Origin of the sequence: Shewanella sp. GutDb-MelDb, from assembly GCF_002836075.1 — a bacterium.
Classification (GTDB): Bacteria; Pseudomonadota; Gammaproteobacteria; order Enterobacterales; family Shewanellaceae; genus Shewanella.
This window is the reverse complement of record NZ_PJBM01000231.1, coordinates 1-15,874: the sequence shown is the minus strand read 5'-3', so window position 1 is coordinate 15,874 and position 15,874 is coordinate 1. Positions and strand designations below refer to the sequence as shown.

Annotated in this window: 16 protein-coding genes; 13 read left to right on the top strand and 3 right to left on the bottom strand. The window is 43.2% G+C overall.

The features are described 5' to 3' along the window. Nucleotides 1-68 precede the first annotated feature (68 nt). Nucleotides 69-599 carry a hypothetical protein gene (locus CXF82_RS13625; RefSeq protein ID WP_102044349.1) on the top strand — a complete coding sequence of 177 codons (531 nt, stop codon included), beginning with the start codon at nucleotides 69-71 and terminating at the stop codon, nucleotides 597-599. Further along, on the top strand, nucleotides 596-1,537 hold the full coding sequence (locus tag CXF82_RS13620; protein ID WP_102044348.1) for a DUF4097 family beta strand repeat-containing protein: 942 nt from the start codon (nucleotides 596-598) through the stop codon (nucleotides 1,535-1,537). Before CXF82_RS13625 ends, CXF82_RS13620 begins: the two co-directional genes overlap by 4 nt. A 437-nt stretch (nucleotides 1,538-1,974) precedes the next feature. On the opposite strand, the gene rsuA is transcribed toward CXF82_RS13620, so the two are convergent. Next, on the bottom strand, nucleotides 1,975-2,667 hold the full coding sequence (gene rsuA, locus CXF82_RS13615; protein ID WP_101092897.1) for a 16S rRNA pseudouridine(516) synthase RsuA: 693 nt from the start codon (nucleotides 2,665-2,667) through the stop codon (nucleotides 1,975-1,977). Between the two features lie 127 nt (nucleotides 2,668-2,794). Here rsuA and CXF82_RS13610 point away from each other — a divergent pair, with 127 nt between their 5' ends. The 5 genes from CXF82_RS13610 to CXF82_RS13590 all read left to right on the top strand — a co-directional run bounded on the left by CXF82_RS13610 (nucleotide 2,795) and on the right by CXF82_RS13590 (nucleotide 7,660). Beyond that, nucleotides 2,795-3,349: a sugar O-acetyltransferase gene (locus CXF82_RS13610; protein WP_101092899.1), complete on the top strand. Its 555-nt coding sequence runs from the start codon at nucleotides 2,795-2,797 to the stop codon at nucleotides 3,347-3,349. A 224-nt stretch (nucleotides 3,350-3,573) separates the two neighbouring features. Further along, nucleotides 3,574-5,658: a M13 family metallopeptidase gene (locus tag CXF82_RS13605; RefSeq protein WP_101092901.1), complete on the top strand. Its 2,085-nt coding sequence runs from the start codon at nucleotides 3,574-3,576 to the stop codon at nucleotides 5,656-5,658. 171 nt (nucleotides 5,659-5,829) lie between these two features. Then, nucleotides 5,830-6,612 carry a RelA/SpoT domain-containing protein gene (locus CXF82_RS13600; RefSeq protein ID WP_101092903.1) on the top strand — a complete coding sequence of 261 codons (783 nt, stop codon included), beginning with the start codon at nucleotides 5,830-5,832 and terminating at the stop codon, nucleotides 6,610-6,612. A 120-nt stretch (nucleotides 6,613-6,732) separates the two neighbouring features. Next, on the top strand, nucleotides 6,733-7,134 hold the full coding sequence (locus tag CXF82_RS13595) for an SMI1/KNR4 family protein (protein WP_101092905.1): 402 nt from the start codon (nucleotides 6,733-6,735) through the stop codon (nucleotides 7,132-7,134). A 25-nt stretch (nucleotides 7,135-7,159) separates the two neighbouring features. Continuing rightward, a complete protein-coding gene (locus CXF82_RS13590; RefSeq protein ID WP_101092907.1) occupies nucleotides 7,160-7,660 on the top strand; it encodes a DUF4447 family protein in 501 nt (166 codons plus the stop codon). 230 nt (nucleotides 7,661-7,890) lie between these two features. Here CXF82_RS13590 and CXF82_RS13585 read toward each other — a convergent pair whose 3' ends face one another. Continuing rightward, a complete protein-coding gene (locus CXF82_RS13585; protein WP_102044361.1) occupies nucleotides 7,891-8,514 on the bottom strand; it encodes a glutathione S-transferase family protein in 624 nt (207 codons plus the stop codon). A gap of 213 nt (nucleotides 8,515-8,727) precedes the next feature. Here CXF82_RS13585 and CXF82_RS13580 point away from each other — a divergent pair, with 213 nt between their 5' ends. From CXF82_RS13580 to CXF82_RS13555, 6 genes are all read left to right on the top strand, one after another. Beyond that, nucleotides 8,728-9,264 (top strand): PH domain-containing protein, encoded by a 537-nt coding sequence (locus tag CXF82_RS13580; protein WP_102044347.1) that lies wholly within the window; start codon nucleotides 8,728-8,730, stop codon nucleotides 9,262-9,264. 59 nt (nucleotides 9,265-9,323) lie between these two features. Continuing rightward, a complete protein-coding gene (locus tag CXF82_RS13575; RefSeq protein WP_102038173.1) occupies nucleotides 9,324-10,589 on the top strand; it encodes an Nramp family divalent metal transporter in 1,266 nt (421 codons plus the stop codon). A gap of 15 nt (nucleotides 10,590-10,604) precedes the next feature. Then, a complete protein-coding gene (locus CXF82_RS13570; RefSeq protein ID WP_102044346.1) occupies nucleotides 10,605-11,762 on the top strand; it encodes a serine hydrolase domain-containing protein in 1,158 nt (385 codons plus the stop codon). Nucleotides 11,763-11,839: 77 nt separating this feature from the next. Continuing rightward, nucleotides 11,840-12,322 carry a YehS family protein gene (locus CXF82_RS13565; protein ID WP_101092916.1) on the top strand — a complete coding sequence of 161 codons (483 nt, stop codon included), beginning with the start codon at nucleotides 11,840-11,842 and terminating at the stop codon, nucleotides 12,320-12,322. A gap of 200 nt (nucleotides 12,323-12,522) precedes the next feature. Then, a complete protein-coding gene (locus CXF82_RS13560) occupies nucleotides 12,523-14,211 on the top strand; it encodes an NAD-dependent malic enzyme (protein ID WP_102044345.1) in 1,689 nt (562 codons plus the stop codon). Nucleotides 14,212-14,544: 333 nt separating this feature from the next. Continuing rightward, nucleotides 14,545-15,237, top strand: a complete 693-nt coding sequence (locus CXF82_RS13555) for a YajG family lipoprotein (RefSeq protein ID WP_101092920.1) — start codon at nucleotides 14,545-14,547, stop codon at nucleotides 15,235-15,237. Nucleotides 15,238-15,485: 248 nt separating this feature from the next. On the opposite strand, the gene CXF82_RS13550 is transcribed toward CXF82_RS13555, so the two are convergent. Next, on the bottom strand, nucleotides 15,486-15,874 hold a 389-nt coding region (locus CXF82_RS13550), incomplete at its 5' end, for a response regulator (protein ID WP_145991692.1).

The following is a 15,874-nucleotide window of genomic DNA, read 5'->3' as shown; positions in this document are numbered from 1 at the left end:
TACCTTGATTTTATCAACTTAAGAGTGAGCAGTTATCCAAGTATTACATTGTGTAAGAGGTCAGTAAAATGAGTCATTCAGAAGATAAATTAGAGCAGCTCATTGCCAAAGCATCTAAGACTATGAGCCCCGAGCGTGCGCTGTGGCCGGATATTGAAAAGCAGCTGGATAAACCTCTGTTCACCCAGCCCAATCATTGGCGTCGCGTCGCAGTCGCAAGCATGGTGTTATTGGTTGCAGTGCTAAGCACCGTGATGTGGGATCGTCAGCAACTGCTTTCTATTGAAACTGCTCAAGTAGAGGTGTCGCCGTTGCTGAGCACTTTGGATGACATCAGAGTGCAACATCAGCAACAAGTCGCCCTATTACAGCAGAGCCAGAAGGTGAATTGGCAAGCAACAGAGAAAGGTTTGCCATTTGAGAAAGGCATCGAGCAGCTAAGAAAAGCCGCACTACAGATATTTGAAACACTACAGAAAAGCCCCAATGACAAACAGCTATGGCAGCTATGGCTTTGGACGCAACAAAGAGAATTAGAGTTACTGCAACAGGGACAACAACTTCCAGCAGTCACACAACATCAGGGAGCATTAATATGAATACAGCAAAGCTTACCAGCCTAACCGTAGCAGCACTTTTACTCAGTCAATCTGTTATCGCAGCTGAAGCCGTTGAACAATCAAAACAAGTTAAGCCGAATTCAAAAGTCGACGTCAGCATACAGCGGGGCAATGTTATATTTAAGTCATGGGACAAGAGTGAGATTAGCGTTAAAGGCGAGCTTGATGAGTTGAGCGAGGGGCTAACTTTTACTGTTAAAGGCAACCATGTAGTCATCGAGGATGAAATGCCAAGGCAATACAGCGGCAGCAATAAAGATGGCTCAGAGCTGACGATTACGCTGCCTAGCCAAATCAAGCTTCAAGCCGAAGGAATATCAGCCAATTACACTTTAAACACCCTCAATGGCAAAATTAGCATCAGCTCTGTGAGCGGGGATATTCGCGCCACTCAGTTGAGTGAGAAAGTGATGATCCGCACGGTTTCAGGTGATATTTTAAGCCGCGATTTGAGTGGTAAAGTGATGTTAGAAACGGTATCTGGCGGAATTAAAGATACCGACAGTGATGGACAGATTGCCTATAGCCTCGTCAGTGGTGAGCTCACTGCGACAACCAAAGCTGCGCAAGTGTCGGTTGAACTGGTGTCTGGAGATGCAACTGTCACCTTGGCAAACGTAGATAATTTAAATATCAAGAGCGTCAGTGGCGATCTCGATGTGTCATTAAACTCACTCAATGACAGGGCTAAATTAGCCAGTGTCAGTGGCGATATGAGTATTCAGTTTATCAGTAAAGCCAATGTGTCCTTCGACATCAACGGCGGCCCAAGTGGCAAGATCAGCAATAAATTAACTGATGATAAAGTCACCAAAGAAAAGTATTCGCCACAAACCTACCTTAAGTTTCAATCGGGTGATGGCAGCGCAAAACTCAGCGCATCCACCATCAGTGGCGACATAGCCTTGTCTCATTAGCAATACCAAGCAAAGAGCAATCAATTTCGCGATTGCTCTTTGCCAGCCTAAGCATGGTTACCCACTACAATGATTCAGGTGGCAGCTTAGGTTTCTTAGCGTAGCACTATTGGGCTTATTAGGAGGCGCGCGTAAAAAGTTACATTAACCTGTAAGAGCACAAAAGTTAAGCATTTGCGATTTGCTTAACCTTGTCTTTGGGCCCTCAATTGAGGGCCCTTTTTTGTGCATTCTTCATTATTTAGAGGGCAATATTACAACCAATGCAGATGATTAATGACTCCCAGATACAACAAAGCACCGAACGCATCCACGTTCAGTGCTCTATCTAACCAGCGACTATCCGCTATCCAATTCCACTCAGGTAAGCTGATATCACTTATCGAGGAACCGTCAGCGTGTTTTGCAGGCTTATTTTACGGAGCAAGTTTACTGACTTACTTTACTGATTTGGCTTCAGCGTCAGTTAAAAAACGCCATTCACCCAGTTCAAGCGTACTATCGAGTTCAATTTCGCCCACTTTTTCACGGTGTAATTTAGTCACGTGATTACCAACAGATGCCAGCATACGTTTAACTTGATGGTATTTGCCTTCGGTAATCGTTAAGCGCGCTTGATGCGTGCCTAACAATTCAAGTATGGCAGGCTTAGTTAAACCGTCTTCATTATGAAGTTGTAACCCTGTCGCAAACTGCTCAACTAACTCAGTAGCAAGCGGTTCTGCAGTTTCTAGCAAATAGCGTTTACCACACTCTTTTTTAGGAGAGGTGACTTTGTGCGACCATTTGCCGTCAGTCGTAATCAAGGTTAGGCCTGTGGTGTCTGCATCTAAACGCCCTGCGATATGCAAGTCTTCAGGTCGAATAACATCGAGTAAGCCAATAACAGACGGATACTCTTCGTCAATCGTTGAGCAGATAGTATCAACTGGCTTGTTGAGCATGATGTAACGTGGGCCAATGACTTTGAGTATCACACCCTCTAAACGAATTTCATGGTCATCAGTGACTTTAAAACCTGAAGTTTTAACCACTTCACCGTTGCAAGTGACATCGCCACGATGCAGTGCTTTTTTGGCTGAAACACGAGAATGGGAAGTTGACTCACAAATATATTTATCTAAACGCACTGTAACACTCAGCTATATGACCATAATGGCCGACATTATGAGGGCTGAGAGACTAAAGGGCAAAGTTTTGCTTGTAACCTCTGCGACAGAAAGACTATGGTGCAATGCGCTAAACAAGGATTGATCGATGACGCCATTACTGACTTCTGCCCAAAACAAACAATTTGATAAGATGGTGAAGGGTGAACAATACAATTGTTTTGATCCTGAACTATCAAACTATTGGCAACAGCAACAAGCACTTAACCATCGAGTTAATCTCTCTTGCGAAATTGACCGAGATTTACTGCCTAACATTGCGACAGATACAGTGATCCGAACACCTTTCTTTATCAGTTACGGCATTAACCTTTTTATTGCCGAACAAGTATTTATTAATGCCAACGTCACGCTACAAGACAACGCTCCGATCCACATTGGTCGTCAAACAATGCTCGGGCCTAACGTACAACTTTACACCGCCAATCATCCATTAGATCCGACAAAGCGTTGCCAAGGGTTTGAAATAGCTCAATCGATTCATATTGGTGAACGGGTATGGATTGGTGGCGGCGCGATAATTTTACCGGGGGTGAGCATTGGCGATGATGCCGTCGTTGCAGCGGGCTCTGTTGTCACAAAAGATGTCCCAACGGCGACTGTAGTAGCAGGAAATCCTGCAAAATGGCTAAAGTCGATATAAAACTGTTCATCCGGGCTTTAGCGAGATAAATGACCTCAAGGAAACCTTTTCTTACAGATCATCAAGTAATTATCGCCCTTCGTTACAAACATATGCTTGTTCACGCAAACAAAAAAGCCTTAACATGTGTTGCTTAATGTAACTTGCAGCTTATTAACATGCATTTTAGTTGTCATTAATTGCAAAATATAATAACAAATTGACGGTATATAAAAGGAAGAAAAATGAAAAAAGTACTCGTTGGGGGCTTATGCGCTTCCCTTATCGTTGGCCTAAGTGCGTGTAATAGCGACACAGCAGCACCGAAGATACCAGAAACAACTAAAACGGAAACGGCTGTAGCCGTACAAAAAGCCCTTTCATCAGGCATCGATTTTGCTAATTTTGATAAGTCAGTTCGTCCGCAAGATGACTTTTACTCCTACGTAAACGGCACTTGGATAAAGAACACGACTATTCCTAGCGACCGCACTAGCTCTGGTGCATTTTACGATCTCCGTGAAAAGTCACGTGATGATGTAAAAGCCATTATCGAAGAAGTTGCTGCAACGCCAGATCTTAAAGCCGGTAGCGACGAGCAAAAAGTTGCCGATTTATATCGTTCATTCATGGATACTGAAACCCTCAACAAATTGGGCATTAAGCCAATCCAAAGCGAACTGGATAACGTCAGCGCGATTAAGTCAAAAGATGAACTCGTGACTTACTTTGCTCATAGCCAAATTGTCGGTGGCGGCACCCCAATGGCATTTTACATCGACGTAGATGCTAAAGATTCTAGCCGTTATGCTACGCATATCTGGCAATACGGCCTAAGCTTGCCCGAAAAAGATTACTACTTTAACCAAGATGAGCGCTTCGTCAATATCCGTAAGGCGTTTATTGAGCACATCGAAAAGATGTACACCTTGGCTGGACTGGCTAATCCTAAAGCCAGTGCTGAAGCGGTACTCGCACTTGAAACATCAATTGCTGAAAAGCATTGGGATGTCGTTGAAACACGTGACAGCACTAAAAGTTACAACCTATATCAAGTTAAAGATTTAGCCACTCTAGCACCCGATATTAACTGGAAAGGTTACCTGTCAACATTAGGCGTAGATAAGCAGGCTGATATTATAATCAACCAGCCGACCTTTATCTCAGGTCTAAATGACGTTATCAAGAATACTGATCTTGATACTTGGAAGACCTACATGCAGTGGCAGGTACTGACACATGCAGCAGGCAGTCTAAGTGAAGCGCTTGATACTGAAAACTTCGAGTTTTTCTCTAAAACGCTTAACGGCCAAGAAGAGCAAGAACCTCGCTGGAAGCGTGGCGTTGCCTCGGTCAACAGCCTGCTCGGTGAGGTTGTTGGTAAAGTCTATGTTAAGCGTCACTTTTCTCCTGAAGCAAAGACACGCATGCAAACGTTGGTTGAAAACCTACGTGGCTCTTACGGTGATAGCATTGAGTCTTTAGAGTGGATGAGCGCTGACACTAAAGTCGCCGCTAAAGATAAGTTAGCTAAATTTAATCCTAAGATTGGTTATCCAGACCGTTGGGAAAGCTACGACAAGCTAGCGATTAAAGCTGACGACCTATTTGGTAACAACCTGCGCGCAAGCCAGTTGAGCCATGAAAAAGATCTTGAGAAGCTAGGTGGCCCAATCCGCACATGGGAATGGGGTATGACTCCACAAACGGTTAACGCTTACTACAATCCAACGATGAACGAAATCGTATTTCCAGCCGCTATCTTACAACCTCCGTTCTTTAATATGGAAGCTGACGATGCAGTAAACTACGGTGGTATTGGTGCGGTTATCGGTCATGAAATGGGCCATGGTTTTGACGACCAAGGTGCTAAGTTTGACGGCGAAGGCAACATGCGCGATTGGTGGACAGAGCAAGACTTAAAAGAGTTCTCTATTCGCGGTAAAGCGCTAATCAATCAGTATAATGATTATGCTGTATTTGATGACCTCAACGTTAACGGTGAATTGACACTCGGCGAAAACATTGGCGACCTATCGGGTGTAACCATTGCTTATCGTGCATACAAGAAATCACTTAACGGTCAAGAAGCACCTGTGATTGACGGTCTAACCGGTGATCAGCGTTTCTTTATTGGTTTCACGCAAATTTGGCGTGCAAAAATTAAAGAAGAGTCAATGCGTAACCGTGTAGCAACTGACCCACATTCACCAGCACAGTTCCGCTCACTTGGCGCGCTATCTAACATGCCTGAATTTTACAGCACCTATGATGTTAAGCCTGGCGATGCGATGTATATTGCGCCAGAAAAACGCGTAAAAATCTGGTAATTCAGTCTAAGTATACTTAGAACCAAAAAAGCCGTTGATGACATAACTCATCAACGGCTTTTTTAATTTTCCAGTTCCATATCACTGCATGAATAAAGCTTAATGTGTCATTCAGCATAGCTTAAGTATTGAAGGGTTAGATTAAGTCCACAGCAACAAAAAAGGACTGCTATGAACCGGTTATTGCGAACATTCTTCATCTTCTTATTATTGCTCTCGACTCGCTCGGCGATTGGCCAAATTGCCCCTATTGAGCAAGAGACAAATGAGGCAAACAGCGGTTACAGTGCCAAGCTAGCTTTTGCTAATAACCTCGACGGTTTGGCCGCTATAGAGTCAATGCAGTATCAGCAACCAAGGCAAACCAGCGCCGACCTTGATACTCTTTACGCCATCGCGCCAGATGCACAACAAGAACTCGCAGACTTGTTAAGCAGCATCACCAACCAAACTCAAACTCACGCTGTCTTAGCGGATATAAAAAGCCGAGACAGAGCCCAGGTAAAACTAAAGAATAAACTCAATAATGATGCCAGCCAACTCACTGACCTTGTACGAGCCAGTATCGTTAGCAAAGATATCTATAACCTAATGCAAGCTTATGCATTGGTAAAATCTGACAGTCAGATTATTCAAGTGAAAAACCGCTTCTCTGAGCCAAAAGATTCAGGATACCGAGATTTAAACCTGCTTGTTAAGCTGCCAAAGTCACAAATGATTGCTGAAATTCAACTGCACTTAGCAGATATTGCCGACATAAAAAGTGGCGATGAGCACCTCGTTTATGAACAGGTGCAACAGATGCAGAACCATGCCCTGCAACAGCAACGTGATTTAAGTGATATTGAAAAAACAAAAATAGTGCAACTACGTCAAGAGTCACACAAGCAATACCATAAAGCGTGGCTCAAATATAAGCGCTTAGACCAAGCCGATTTTCTGGTGGCAGCATAACGACATGAATGGGAGTTCAGCAAATGCTGATGCTCCCTATTATTCTCAACACAGCTTTTTTGTGCCTTCCCCGATAAAAGTCTATACTCCCGCCCAATAGCCTTAACACACGAAAAAATTATGAACGATATCATTGAGCAGCTACAAGAGATGAGCGAGACAGTTCCGGTACCATTAGAGCTGGCAACCTTTGAACAAATTGTTGAAGTAGAAGAGGAAATTTTAATGCCACTTCCTTTGGCGTTGAAAGAGTACTTGTTGGATGCCAGTGACCTTATCGTTGGCAGCTTAGAGCCAGTGACCGCCAGCGACCCTCACTCGCACACCTTTTTATCAGAGGTTACAGCATACGCTTGGTCTATCGGTTTACCGCGTGAATATATCCCTATTTGCCAGCAGGGTGATAGTTTCTTTTTCATCACCCAAGAAGGTGAAATACAATTATGGCAAGACGGTGAAATCCATGAAGACAGCTGGGAATCATTTTGGGAATGGGCCGAGAATGTTTGGATGCGTAGCTAACCATAAAACTAATTAAGGAAACACCATGTCTAAAAATCTCGGCCTCAATGCCATTGAAATGCAGTATCTTCGCCACTCTCTGGCACTAACAACTGCGCAAGTAGCTGAAATAGGCAAAGTATCAGAAGCCGATGTTATTGCTTGGGAAGCAGGCGAAAAGCCAGCACATATGCCCGTACAAAAGAAGCTGATAGAGATTGATGAAGTTATCGAAATGCAGGTACTTAATACGTGTGACGGTATCGAAGCACTCTTTTCTAAAGAGCCTAAACGCACTTTAAGTTTTGTGGTTTACCCAACACAAGCGCTATACGCACAATACAATCCTGAGTTTTTAGGCAGCTTACCATTAGCTGAGCTATACAACACTTCAGCATGGCGCATTAAAAAAGAGTGTAAACTAGTACTTGAAGTTGAAGTGGTACTCGTCGCACTCGAGTTCGAATCGTATAAAGCTTACCGCGACAAAGACGGCCTTAAAGAGAGCAGAGAAAACCGTGCTAAGTGGGCTGCAGCTCAGTTATAAAAGCTAGGTTATAGAGTCTAGGAACAAGCTAAGACGAAACAGCCGGATAATCTGAGACGGATAGATTAAAGAAGATACTAGGTTCTAGGAATAAGCAAAGACGGTACAAACTAAGACGGAACTGCCAGAAAACCTGAGACCGATAGATTAAAGATGGTTCTAGTCGCTTAATTGAACTCAAAATAAAAAAGCATCCATTTGGATGCTTTTTTAATGACTGTTTATGACTCTTAAACAGCGCATGCTTCCTCTTTTTTCAGAGCACTGGCCATCGCCTTACGCGCGGTTATACGATCTCGATATGCCGCAAGCTTAGGCGGAATATCTTGCTCAAATCGCGTCGCCCACATCAAAGTCTGTGCTAATAATATATCGGCTACGCTAATCTCTGCTCCTAGCAAGAACGGGGTATCGGGCAACCACTGCTCAGCAATTGCCGCCGCTTTATCAAACTCCCACTTAGCCACGGTAAACATCGCCTCAAGCCTAAGTTCTTCTGGTATCGCAAACTTATGTTTGCCGATGCTCCACAAAGGTTGTTCAAGCTCATTAGTAATAAAGCTTATCCATTGATGGTGCAACGCTGAGGCATCAGAGCCCGCTTTTGGCAGTAAGCGTCCTTCGCCATACTTTTCAGCTAAGAACACAGCAATAGCGGCAGATTCGGTAATAACGTTACCATTGTCGATAAGCGCTGGCACTTTTCCACACGGGTTAACGGCTAGAAAATCGGGATGTCGGCTGTCGCCTTTTGAGAAATTAATAAACTGATATTCCCACTCAAGCCCTAACTCTTCTAACGTCCATGACACTCTCAGTGAACGGCTACGTGGAACCCCGTATAAAGTAATCATCCTGCCCTTCCCCTGCTGCTTGAACATAAATAACATTTTAAACTACTCTTATAATCCTAAAATAGGAACCAGCAAGTTATTCTAAAAACATAAAATACTTCAAATTAGATTCAATTTTGCTTAAGTTAGCCTAAGGGCAATAACAATAGCAGCCACAAGTCATAACTACGCTCCGCGTCGCACCATCATCAGTTGCAAAAATAAGGGTTAACCATGCAAAAGGGTTTGGAAAAAAGTATCAAGCAAGCAGAGTTTGCCACTAACTTAGCTCAATACTGGTTAACGCCAGTTGCCATCGTGCTGACGTTATCCATCATCGGCATTCCACTGTTACTGCTTTGGCTACCCATTGGCGGTATTTTTACTCGCCGCTATATCGCCAATATGAGCACCGAGCTCACAGATCGAAAACTCATCGTCCGCAAAGGTATTTTTACCCGCACCGAAAACACGGTCCCATTAGATAAAATCACCGACATGGCGTTAATCCAAGGGCCACTGATGCGATTCTTTAAGCTGCACAAATTAACGATTGAAACTGCGGGGCAATCGGGTTCTGGCGCGCTATTAAATCTAACAGGGATCATCGATGCAGCCCACTTTAGAAGCTTGGTGTTAGCTCAAAAAGAAACCCTGAACCAACTTGAAAGTGACAGTACAGCAGATGAAAATAATGACACTTATGTGATTACTCTTTTACAAGAGATCTCTGATACCCTTAAACGCCTTGAAAACAAAGCGAGTCTTTAGATTTCAATTTAAAGATTCACCTACCTCCTTTAAATTTTTACAGATGAAGTAGCCAAATAATGAGCAACAGCAGTACTCCTACACTATCAAAGTCCCCTCTTCAGCTAGGTTCTGTGATCGGAGCCATGGGGCCTGGCATTTTAATGGCCGCCGCTGCCATTGGCGCCTCTCATCTGGTTGCTTCTACCCGAGCGGGCGCCGAATTTGGTTGGCAATTAGCTTGGGTTATTTTGGCCGTCAACTTACTCAAGTATCCCTTCTTTGCCGCTGGTGCTCGCTATACAGCCGCCACAGGCGAGAGCTTACTCGCGGGATATTTAAAACAGGGTCGCAACTATTTATTACTGTTTACCGGCCTCAATGTGATAGCTGCGATAGCCAGTACAGCGGGGGTAGCGATGTTAACCGCGGCAATGTTGACCCAGTTTGTCCCGCTCTCTATCGACCTATTAGCGCTACTGGTGCTGATCTCGAGTTTAGTCATACTCATTTTTGGCCATTATGCGCTACTCGACAAGATGACGAAAATCATCATGTTGGCGCTAACATTAACCACCTTAATTGCGGTTGCTCTCGCATTTAATGCACCTTCTATCGTGCAACCAGGCTTTGTGTCTACCTCACCTTGGCAATGGGCTTATATCGGCTTTTTAGTCGCAATGATGGGCTGGATGCCCGCACCGATTGAGGTCAGCGCTTGGAACTCTCTCTGGTTGCTGGAGAAACAAAAAAGCCAACAGGTGACAAAGCAACAAGCCCTATTCGACTTCAACTTTGGCTATATCGTTACCGCCCTGCTCGCCATTGTATTTTTGGCGCTTGGCACTCTGGTGATGCATGGCAGCGGCGAAACCTTTTCAGCCTCTGGCGTGCAGTTCTCTAAGCAGCTAATCGACCTTTATAGCAAGGTGATGGGCAATGAAAGCCGATATTTAATTGGTTTTGTGGCCTTTTTATGTATTTTCAGCACCACTGTTACCGTTATTGATGGCTATAGCAGAACCTTGAATATGGGTTGGCAACTGCTAAAAGGCCGCCAATACAGCCAAAAGAGGCTTAACACTGTGATGTGTTTAATGAGCTTATGTGGACTGGCTATTATTTTATTTTTTAAAGGGGCGTTACTGCCATTGCTTGAGTTTGTTATGATCCTTGCGTTTATGACCACAGTTATTTTCGCTTGGCTTAACTATAAATTGATGATCAGCACAGCACTTCCTGTTGAAGACAGGTATGGTAGCGCGATGAGGATACTCTCTTTGTTTGGCTTAACTTACCTTATTAGTTTTGCGGTTTTATTCATCTACTGGATGCTTACTAAATAACGGACTACACCTGCGATGCATTTTTTAACGAAAACAATTCTGAGTGTTATATTGCTCACTCTTTGCTTATGGGCTGCGAATAAAGCCAGTGCCAACCGCATAGCCAACAGTGATATAGCCAAACAGCTACCCACTATCATCACTCAAAATGAACGGCCTTTTACTGGCATTATTATGGTAAAACGCAATAACCAACCGCTGTTTACCTATATTTCCGGCGATAATGTCAGTCTGAAATCTGAATTTATTATCGCCTCGTTATCTAAACAGGTCACTGCCACGCTAGTGCTTAAAGCCGTTGATGATGGCAAGCTAGCGTTAGATCAGTCGGTTAATCATTATCTGGGATCACAGCCATCACAAAAGGGTCCCGACAATATCCCTGACAGCGTAACCATCTCGCACCTACTCAGTAATACCTCAGGGCTCGTCGAAGCGGGTAAGCCGCCGTTGTTTGAACCCGGTAGCCAATTTAAATACTCAAACTATGGTTATGCCCTGCTTGGACAACTACTTGAGACCGTCAATCAACAACCCATTACAGAACAAATCAACGCATTCAACCTGCAGGCAGGATTGGGCGGACTGAGTGCGCACTTAGGCAAAACATCAACCATCAAAAAGACATCCCCGCTACTGTTACTTGGCCAAGAAGAAACAAGGCATCAGCAGCAAGACGGCAATGACACCTCAAGTTATGCCGCCTCTGATGTCGAGATTAATCAGCAGCTGCTCACCGCTGGTGGCATGATGGCGTCAGCCGATGCCTATAGTCATTTTCAATATGCGCTATTCACAGGCCAGCTTATTAGTGAACAAAGCCTACTAGAGATGACGACTTCCCATAGCACCCGAGAACATCGTTGGGGAGCATTGGGCTATGGCTATGGCACGCAAATCAGTAATATCAACGGCATAACTGAATATAGTCATAGTGGTTACCTTCCTGGCTATGTCAGCCTTGCACTCTATTACCCACAGTCGAACGTCAACGTGGTCATTTTAGAAAATACCTCTTGGGATCTGCAAGATATCAATCGCACTTTTGGGCTGCACGATAAGATCCGCAATAGTATTAACAGTAAACTGGTGGCGTTAGAAGACAGACCCGTAGCCAAATTATACCAAGCAGGAAAAGAAGCAATCACAGCAACTTTACTAGCAGCAAAGTAAATACCAAACGATTCTGCTATAATACGCACCGATGATTACGCAGCCGCGCAGTCAAATAGCATAAAGAAAATACAAATATGATTAACAACGATATTATACGTAAAGTCCGCTACATCCTTGATTTAAGCAATGCCAAAATGCTACGCATTTTTGCTAAAGCTAATCACGAAATCAATCAAGAAGAAATCATCAACATGTTGAAAAAAGAGTCTGAAGAGGGCTATCAGCCTTGTAACGACAAAACCATGTGTATGTTCCTTGATGGATTTGTGATCTATAAGCGCGGACTAAAGCCTGGTGCTGAAATACCAGAGCCATTATCACAGCTAACAAACAACCTTATCTTTAAGAAGTTAAGAGTTGCTTTTGAATTGCGTGAAGACGATATTATTGAAGCTCTGACGCTAGCCGAATTTAATATGTCTAAATCGGAACTTGGCGCACTGTTTAGAAAACCTGGCCACAAGCACTATAAAGCGTGCGGCGATCAGGTTTTACGAAACTTCCTAATGGGTTTATCCCTGAAGCATCGTCCAAAACCCGCTGAAACTGAAGCTTAGGCTTTAGTTTGAGTTAAGGAATAAAGCACAGCATTTGCTGTGCTTTTTTGTACCTGAAAAAGTCCACTACTGAACAATATTCTCTGATTAAAAAATTCATCTTATCGGCAGACAAAACGCAACAAAGATCACGGTTTGTGTTAATCTTCCGTGATTAACATCACCTCCTTAAACTAACAAAAACAGAGAAAAGGTTTCTAATGGACGATAACAAACGCCCGCTCTATCTTCCTTTTGCCGGTCCTGCCATTCTTGAAGCACCTTTGATTAACAAAGGCAGCGCATTTTCCGACGAAGAACGTATTTTTTTCAATCTTGAAGGCCTATTGCCGCATGTGATTGAGACAATCGAAGAGCAAGCATCACGCGCCTATGATCAGTATAAGAATTTTTCTAATGATTTAGACAAACACATCTATCTTAGGAACATTCAAGATACTAACGAAACGCTCTATCATCGTTTAGTGCAAAACCACATTTCTGAGATGATGCCTATTATCTATACCCCTACTGTGGGTATGGCATGTGAGCGTTTCTCAAAAGATTATCGTCGTAACCGCGGGCTGTTTATCTCTTACCCGAACAAAGATCGTATCGACGACATCTTAAATAACTCGACTCGCCAAAAAGTAAAAATCATCGTAGTCACCGACGGTGAACGTATTCTAGGTCTTGGCGACCAAGGTATTGGTGGCATGGGGATCCCGATTGGTAAGCTTTCGCTCTACACCAGCTGTGGTGGTATTAGCCCCGCTTATACTTTGCCAATCACGCTTGATGTCGGTACCGATAATCCACATCTACTTGAAGACCCTATGTACATGGGTTGGCGTAACCAACGCATTGGCGGCGAAGAATACAAAGAGTTTGTCGAAGCCTTTATGCAAGCGGTTAGCCGCCGCTGGCCAGATGCACTGATTCAATTTGAAGATTTTGCGCAAAAGAACGCCATGCCATTGCTTGAGCGTTACAAAGATCAATACTGCTGCTTCAATGATGATATTCAAGGCACTGCTGCTGTTACTGTAGGTTCACTACTCGCAGCCTGTAAAGCGGCTGGCACTCAGCTTTGTAGGCAACGAATCACCTTCTTAGGTGCGGGCTCTGCAGGTTGTGGTATTGCCGAAGCTATTGTGGCGCAAATGGTATCTGAAGGCATTAGCGAGACCCAAGCACGCCAACGAGTATTCATGGTTGACCGTTGGGGTTTGTTACAGTCAAACATGCCGAACTTACTGCCTTTTCAACACAAACTAGCGCAACAATGTAGTGATGTAGAGAGCTGGAATAATTTCAGCGACAACATATCCCTACTCGATGTCGTCAGTAACGCTAGGCCAACCGTGTTGATTGGTGTCTCTGGCTCACCAGGATTATTCAGTGAAGAGATCATCAAGGCGATGCATAGCCATTGTAAACGCCCAATTGTGTTCCCGCTGTCGAACCCTACAAGCCGCGTAGAGGCCACACCAAAAGATATTTTGCATTGGACAAACGGCCAAGCATTAGTGGCAACAGGTAGCCCCTTTGAGCCTGTTGTGATTGATGACATTACCTATGAAATAGCCCAGTGCAATAACAGTTATATCTTTCCTGGCATCGGCCTTGGTGTGTTAGCTGCTGGTGCAGCCCGCGTCAGTGACGCAATGCTAATGGCGTCTAGCCGTGCATTAGCCGAGTGCTCACCTCTTGCAATTAATGGTGAAGGCTCTTTATTACCGAAGCTTGAAGATATCCATAGCGTCAGTAAACATATCGCTTTTGCTGTCGCTAAAGTGGCAGTTGAAGAGGGTCATGCACTGCCGAGCAGCGATGAGTTATTGACTCAAGCAATCGAAGATAACTTTTGGACAGCTGAGTATCGCCGTTATAAGCGAACTTCGTTCTAATTTCAGTTGTGAGCGATTGATCTCAGCGGTTAGAGGCTAAGTTCACAACTAGCACTAAGAATTTACGCTAAAAAAGCTGTCAGTATTTACTGGCAGCTTTTTTTTGTTTTTAAATTAGAGGATACACTTGCAGATTTAATTGCGAATAAAGGTACGGCCTACGGCCAAGGTTAGTCGTAAGCCTCTGCAATATCCGTACATACGGCCGCTCATTCACATCTAAGCGAGATAGAAACCACAATAAAGTACTAATACAATTGAGTTATTAGTATTTTGTTATATATAATCAGCGCCGTTACAACAAATTAATTACAAATGAAAAAAGGACTTACAATGTACAAAATTTTATTAGTGGCATTTGCCATATTAACGTTATCAGGCTGCGTTTCTCCCATTGCTTTGCAAGAACAAACACCTACCCCTGAATATAATAACGCTGCCCCCATTCTTATCAGTGTTATTGATAACCGTAAAAAGGTTAAAGAAGGTAAACCCGAAACTTTCGTTGGTCGCGTACATGCAACCTTTGGTATTCCAGTTGATTGGGATGTAGATACCATCTTGGCAACGGAAAAAGACGATAAGTCGTTAACCTTAAGTCAGTGGCTACAAAAAAGAATCGTAAAAGGGTTAACGGAAAAGGGATGGCAAGTAAAACCTGCTGATTTCAAAACAGTACCGACAGAAACCATAGCGAGCTATACGTTAACAGAGCAAGGGTCACAACATCTTTTAGTTCTCGACTTGCAAGAGTGGTTCTTCAGCATCAATTTAAACTGGGTTTCATCATTTAATTTTGATACCAATGTTGATACATACCTATTTGATAAAGATAGCGGTTTAACTTATCAACATAACACCCAAGAAAGGGACGTCATTGATGAAAAAGCCGATGAATCACCTCAAAATAATGTCCTTCGTGCTTATCACGACCAATTATTACAGATTCTTTCAGACCCCGCGCTAAAAGCACAAATTCAAGAAAAGGCGCAAACACAAATGGCTGAGTCTACAACGACACTCTAACGGCCATATTAATAAAAACGTCTATTCCGCCTCGTTATTGCAAATGATATTTTCTATAACGAGGTGATTTTAGTATCCATTTATTCTGTTGCAATGCCTAATAACTAGCTAAGTAATTACCAAAACTTCACCTTCGCGCAACTAAGCACAACAACAAAGCGATGGTTTCCCATAGCCTTAGTTACTTATCTTGGGGTGTAAAGGCTATGATACTGTTAAGCCGTGACTGATTATAATGGATGCTAAATTTACTTTAAAACACCCTGCTCGCATAAGCCTACAATTTCTTCAACACTATAAGGCTTTTGCAATATTCCCGAAAAATTATAGTCACGAATATCTGAAGATGAAATCAAGCTTGCACTCATAGCGTAAAAAAGCGGTTGTTGTTTCTTATAGCATGCTCTTAATTTGACTGACAGTTCAAAACCATTTGTAACATCCAAATTAATATCAGTCAAAATTTTGCTAGGTAAAAATGCTAACACTTGCTCTAACGCTTCGCTTTCGGTTGTTGCATAAATAAAGTTTAACGAATTTTCTTCAGCAATTATTTTTAGCACTTGAATATTTAATTTATGATCATCAATAACCAATACATATTGACCAAACATGATATCGTTATTTATTATTAATG

Coding starts and splice junctions, on each gene's coding strand:
- CXF82_RS13625 (WP_102044349.1), top strand. CDS start 69: ATGAGTCATTCAGAAGATAAATTAGAGCAGCTCATTGCCAAAGCATCT.
- CXF82_RS13620 (WP_102044348.1), top strand. CDS start 596: ATGAATACAGCAAAGCTTACCAGCCTAACCGTAGCAGCACTTTTACTC.
- CXF82_RS13610 (WP_101092899.1), top strand. CDS start 2,795: ATGACGCCATTACTGACTTCTGCCCAAAACAAACAATTTGATAAGATG.
- CXF82_RS13605 (WP_101092901.1), top strand. CDS start 3,574: ATGAAAAAAGTACTCGTTGGGGGCTTATGCGCTTCCCTTATCGTTGGC.
- CXF82_RS13600 (WP_101092903.1), top strand. CDS start 5,830: ATGAACCGGTTATTGCGAACATTCTTCATCTTCTTATTATTGCTCTCG.
- CXF82_RS13595 (WP_101092905.1), top strand. CDS start 6,733: ATGAACGATATCATTGAGCAGCTACAAGAGATGAGCGAGACAGTTCCG.
- CXF82_RS13590 (WP_101092907.1), top strand. CDS start 7,160: ATGTCTAAAAATCTCGGCCTCAATGCCATTGAAATGCAGTATCTTCGC.
- CXF82_RS13585 (WP_102044361.1), bottom strand. CDS start 8,514: ATGATTACTTTATACGGGGTTCCACGTAGCCGTTCACTGAGAGTGTCA.
- CXF82_RS13580 (WP_102044347.1), top strand. CDS start 8,728: ATGCAAAAGGGTTTGGAAAAAAGTATCAAGCAAGCAGAGTTTGCCACT.
- CXF82_RS13575 (WP_102038173.1), top strand. CDS start 9,324: ATGAGCAACAGCAGTACTCCTACACTATCAAAGTCCCCTCTTCAGCTA.
- CXF82_RS13570 (WP_102044346.1), top strand. CDS start 10,605: ATGCATTTTTTAACGAAAACAATTCTGAGTGTTATATTGCTCACTCTT.
- CXF82_RS13565 (WP_101092916.1), top strand. CDS start 11,840: ATGATTAACAACGATATTATACGTAAAGTCCGCTACATCCTTGATTTA.
- CXF82_RS13560 (WP_102044345.1), top strand. CDS start 12,523: ATGGACGATAACAAACGCCCGCTCTATCTTCCTTTTGCCGGTCCTGCC.
- CXF82_RS13555 (WP_101092920.1), top strand. CDS start 14,545: ATGTACAAAATTTTATTAGTGGCATTTGCCATATTAACGTTATCAGGC.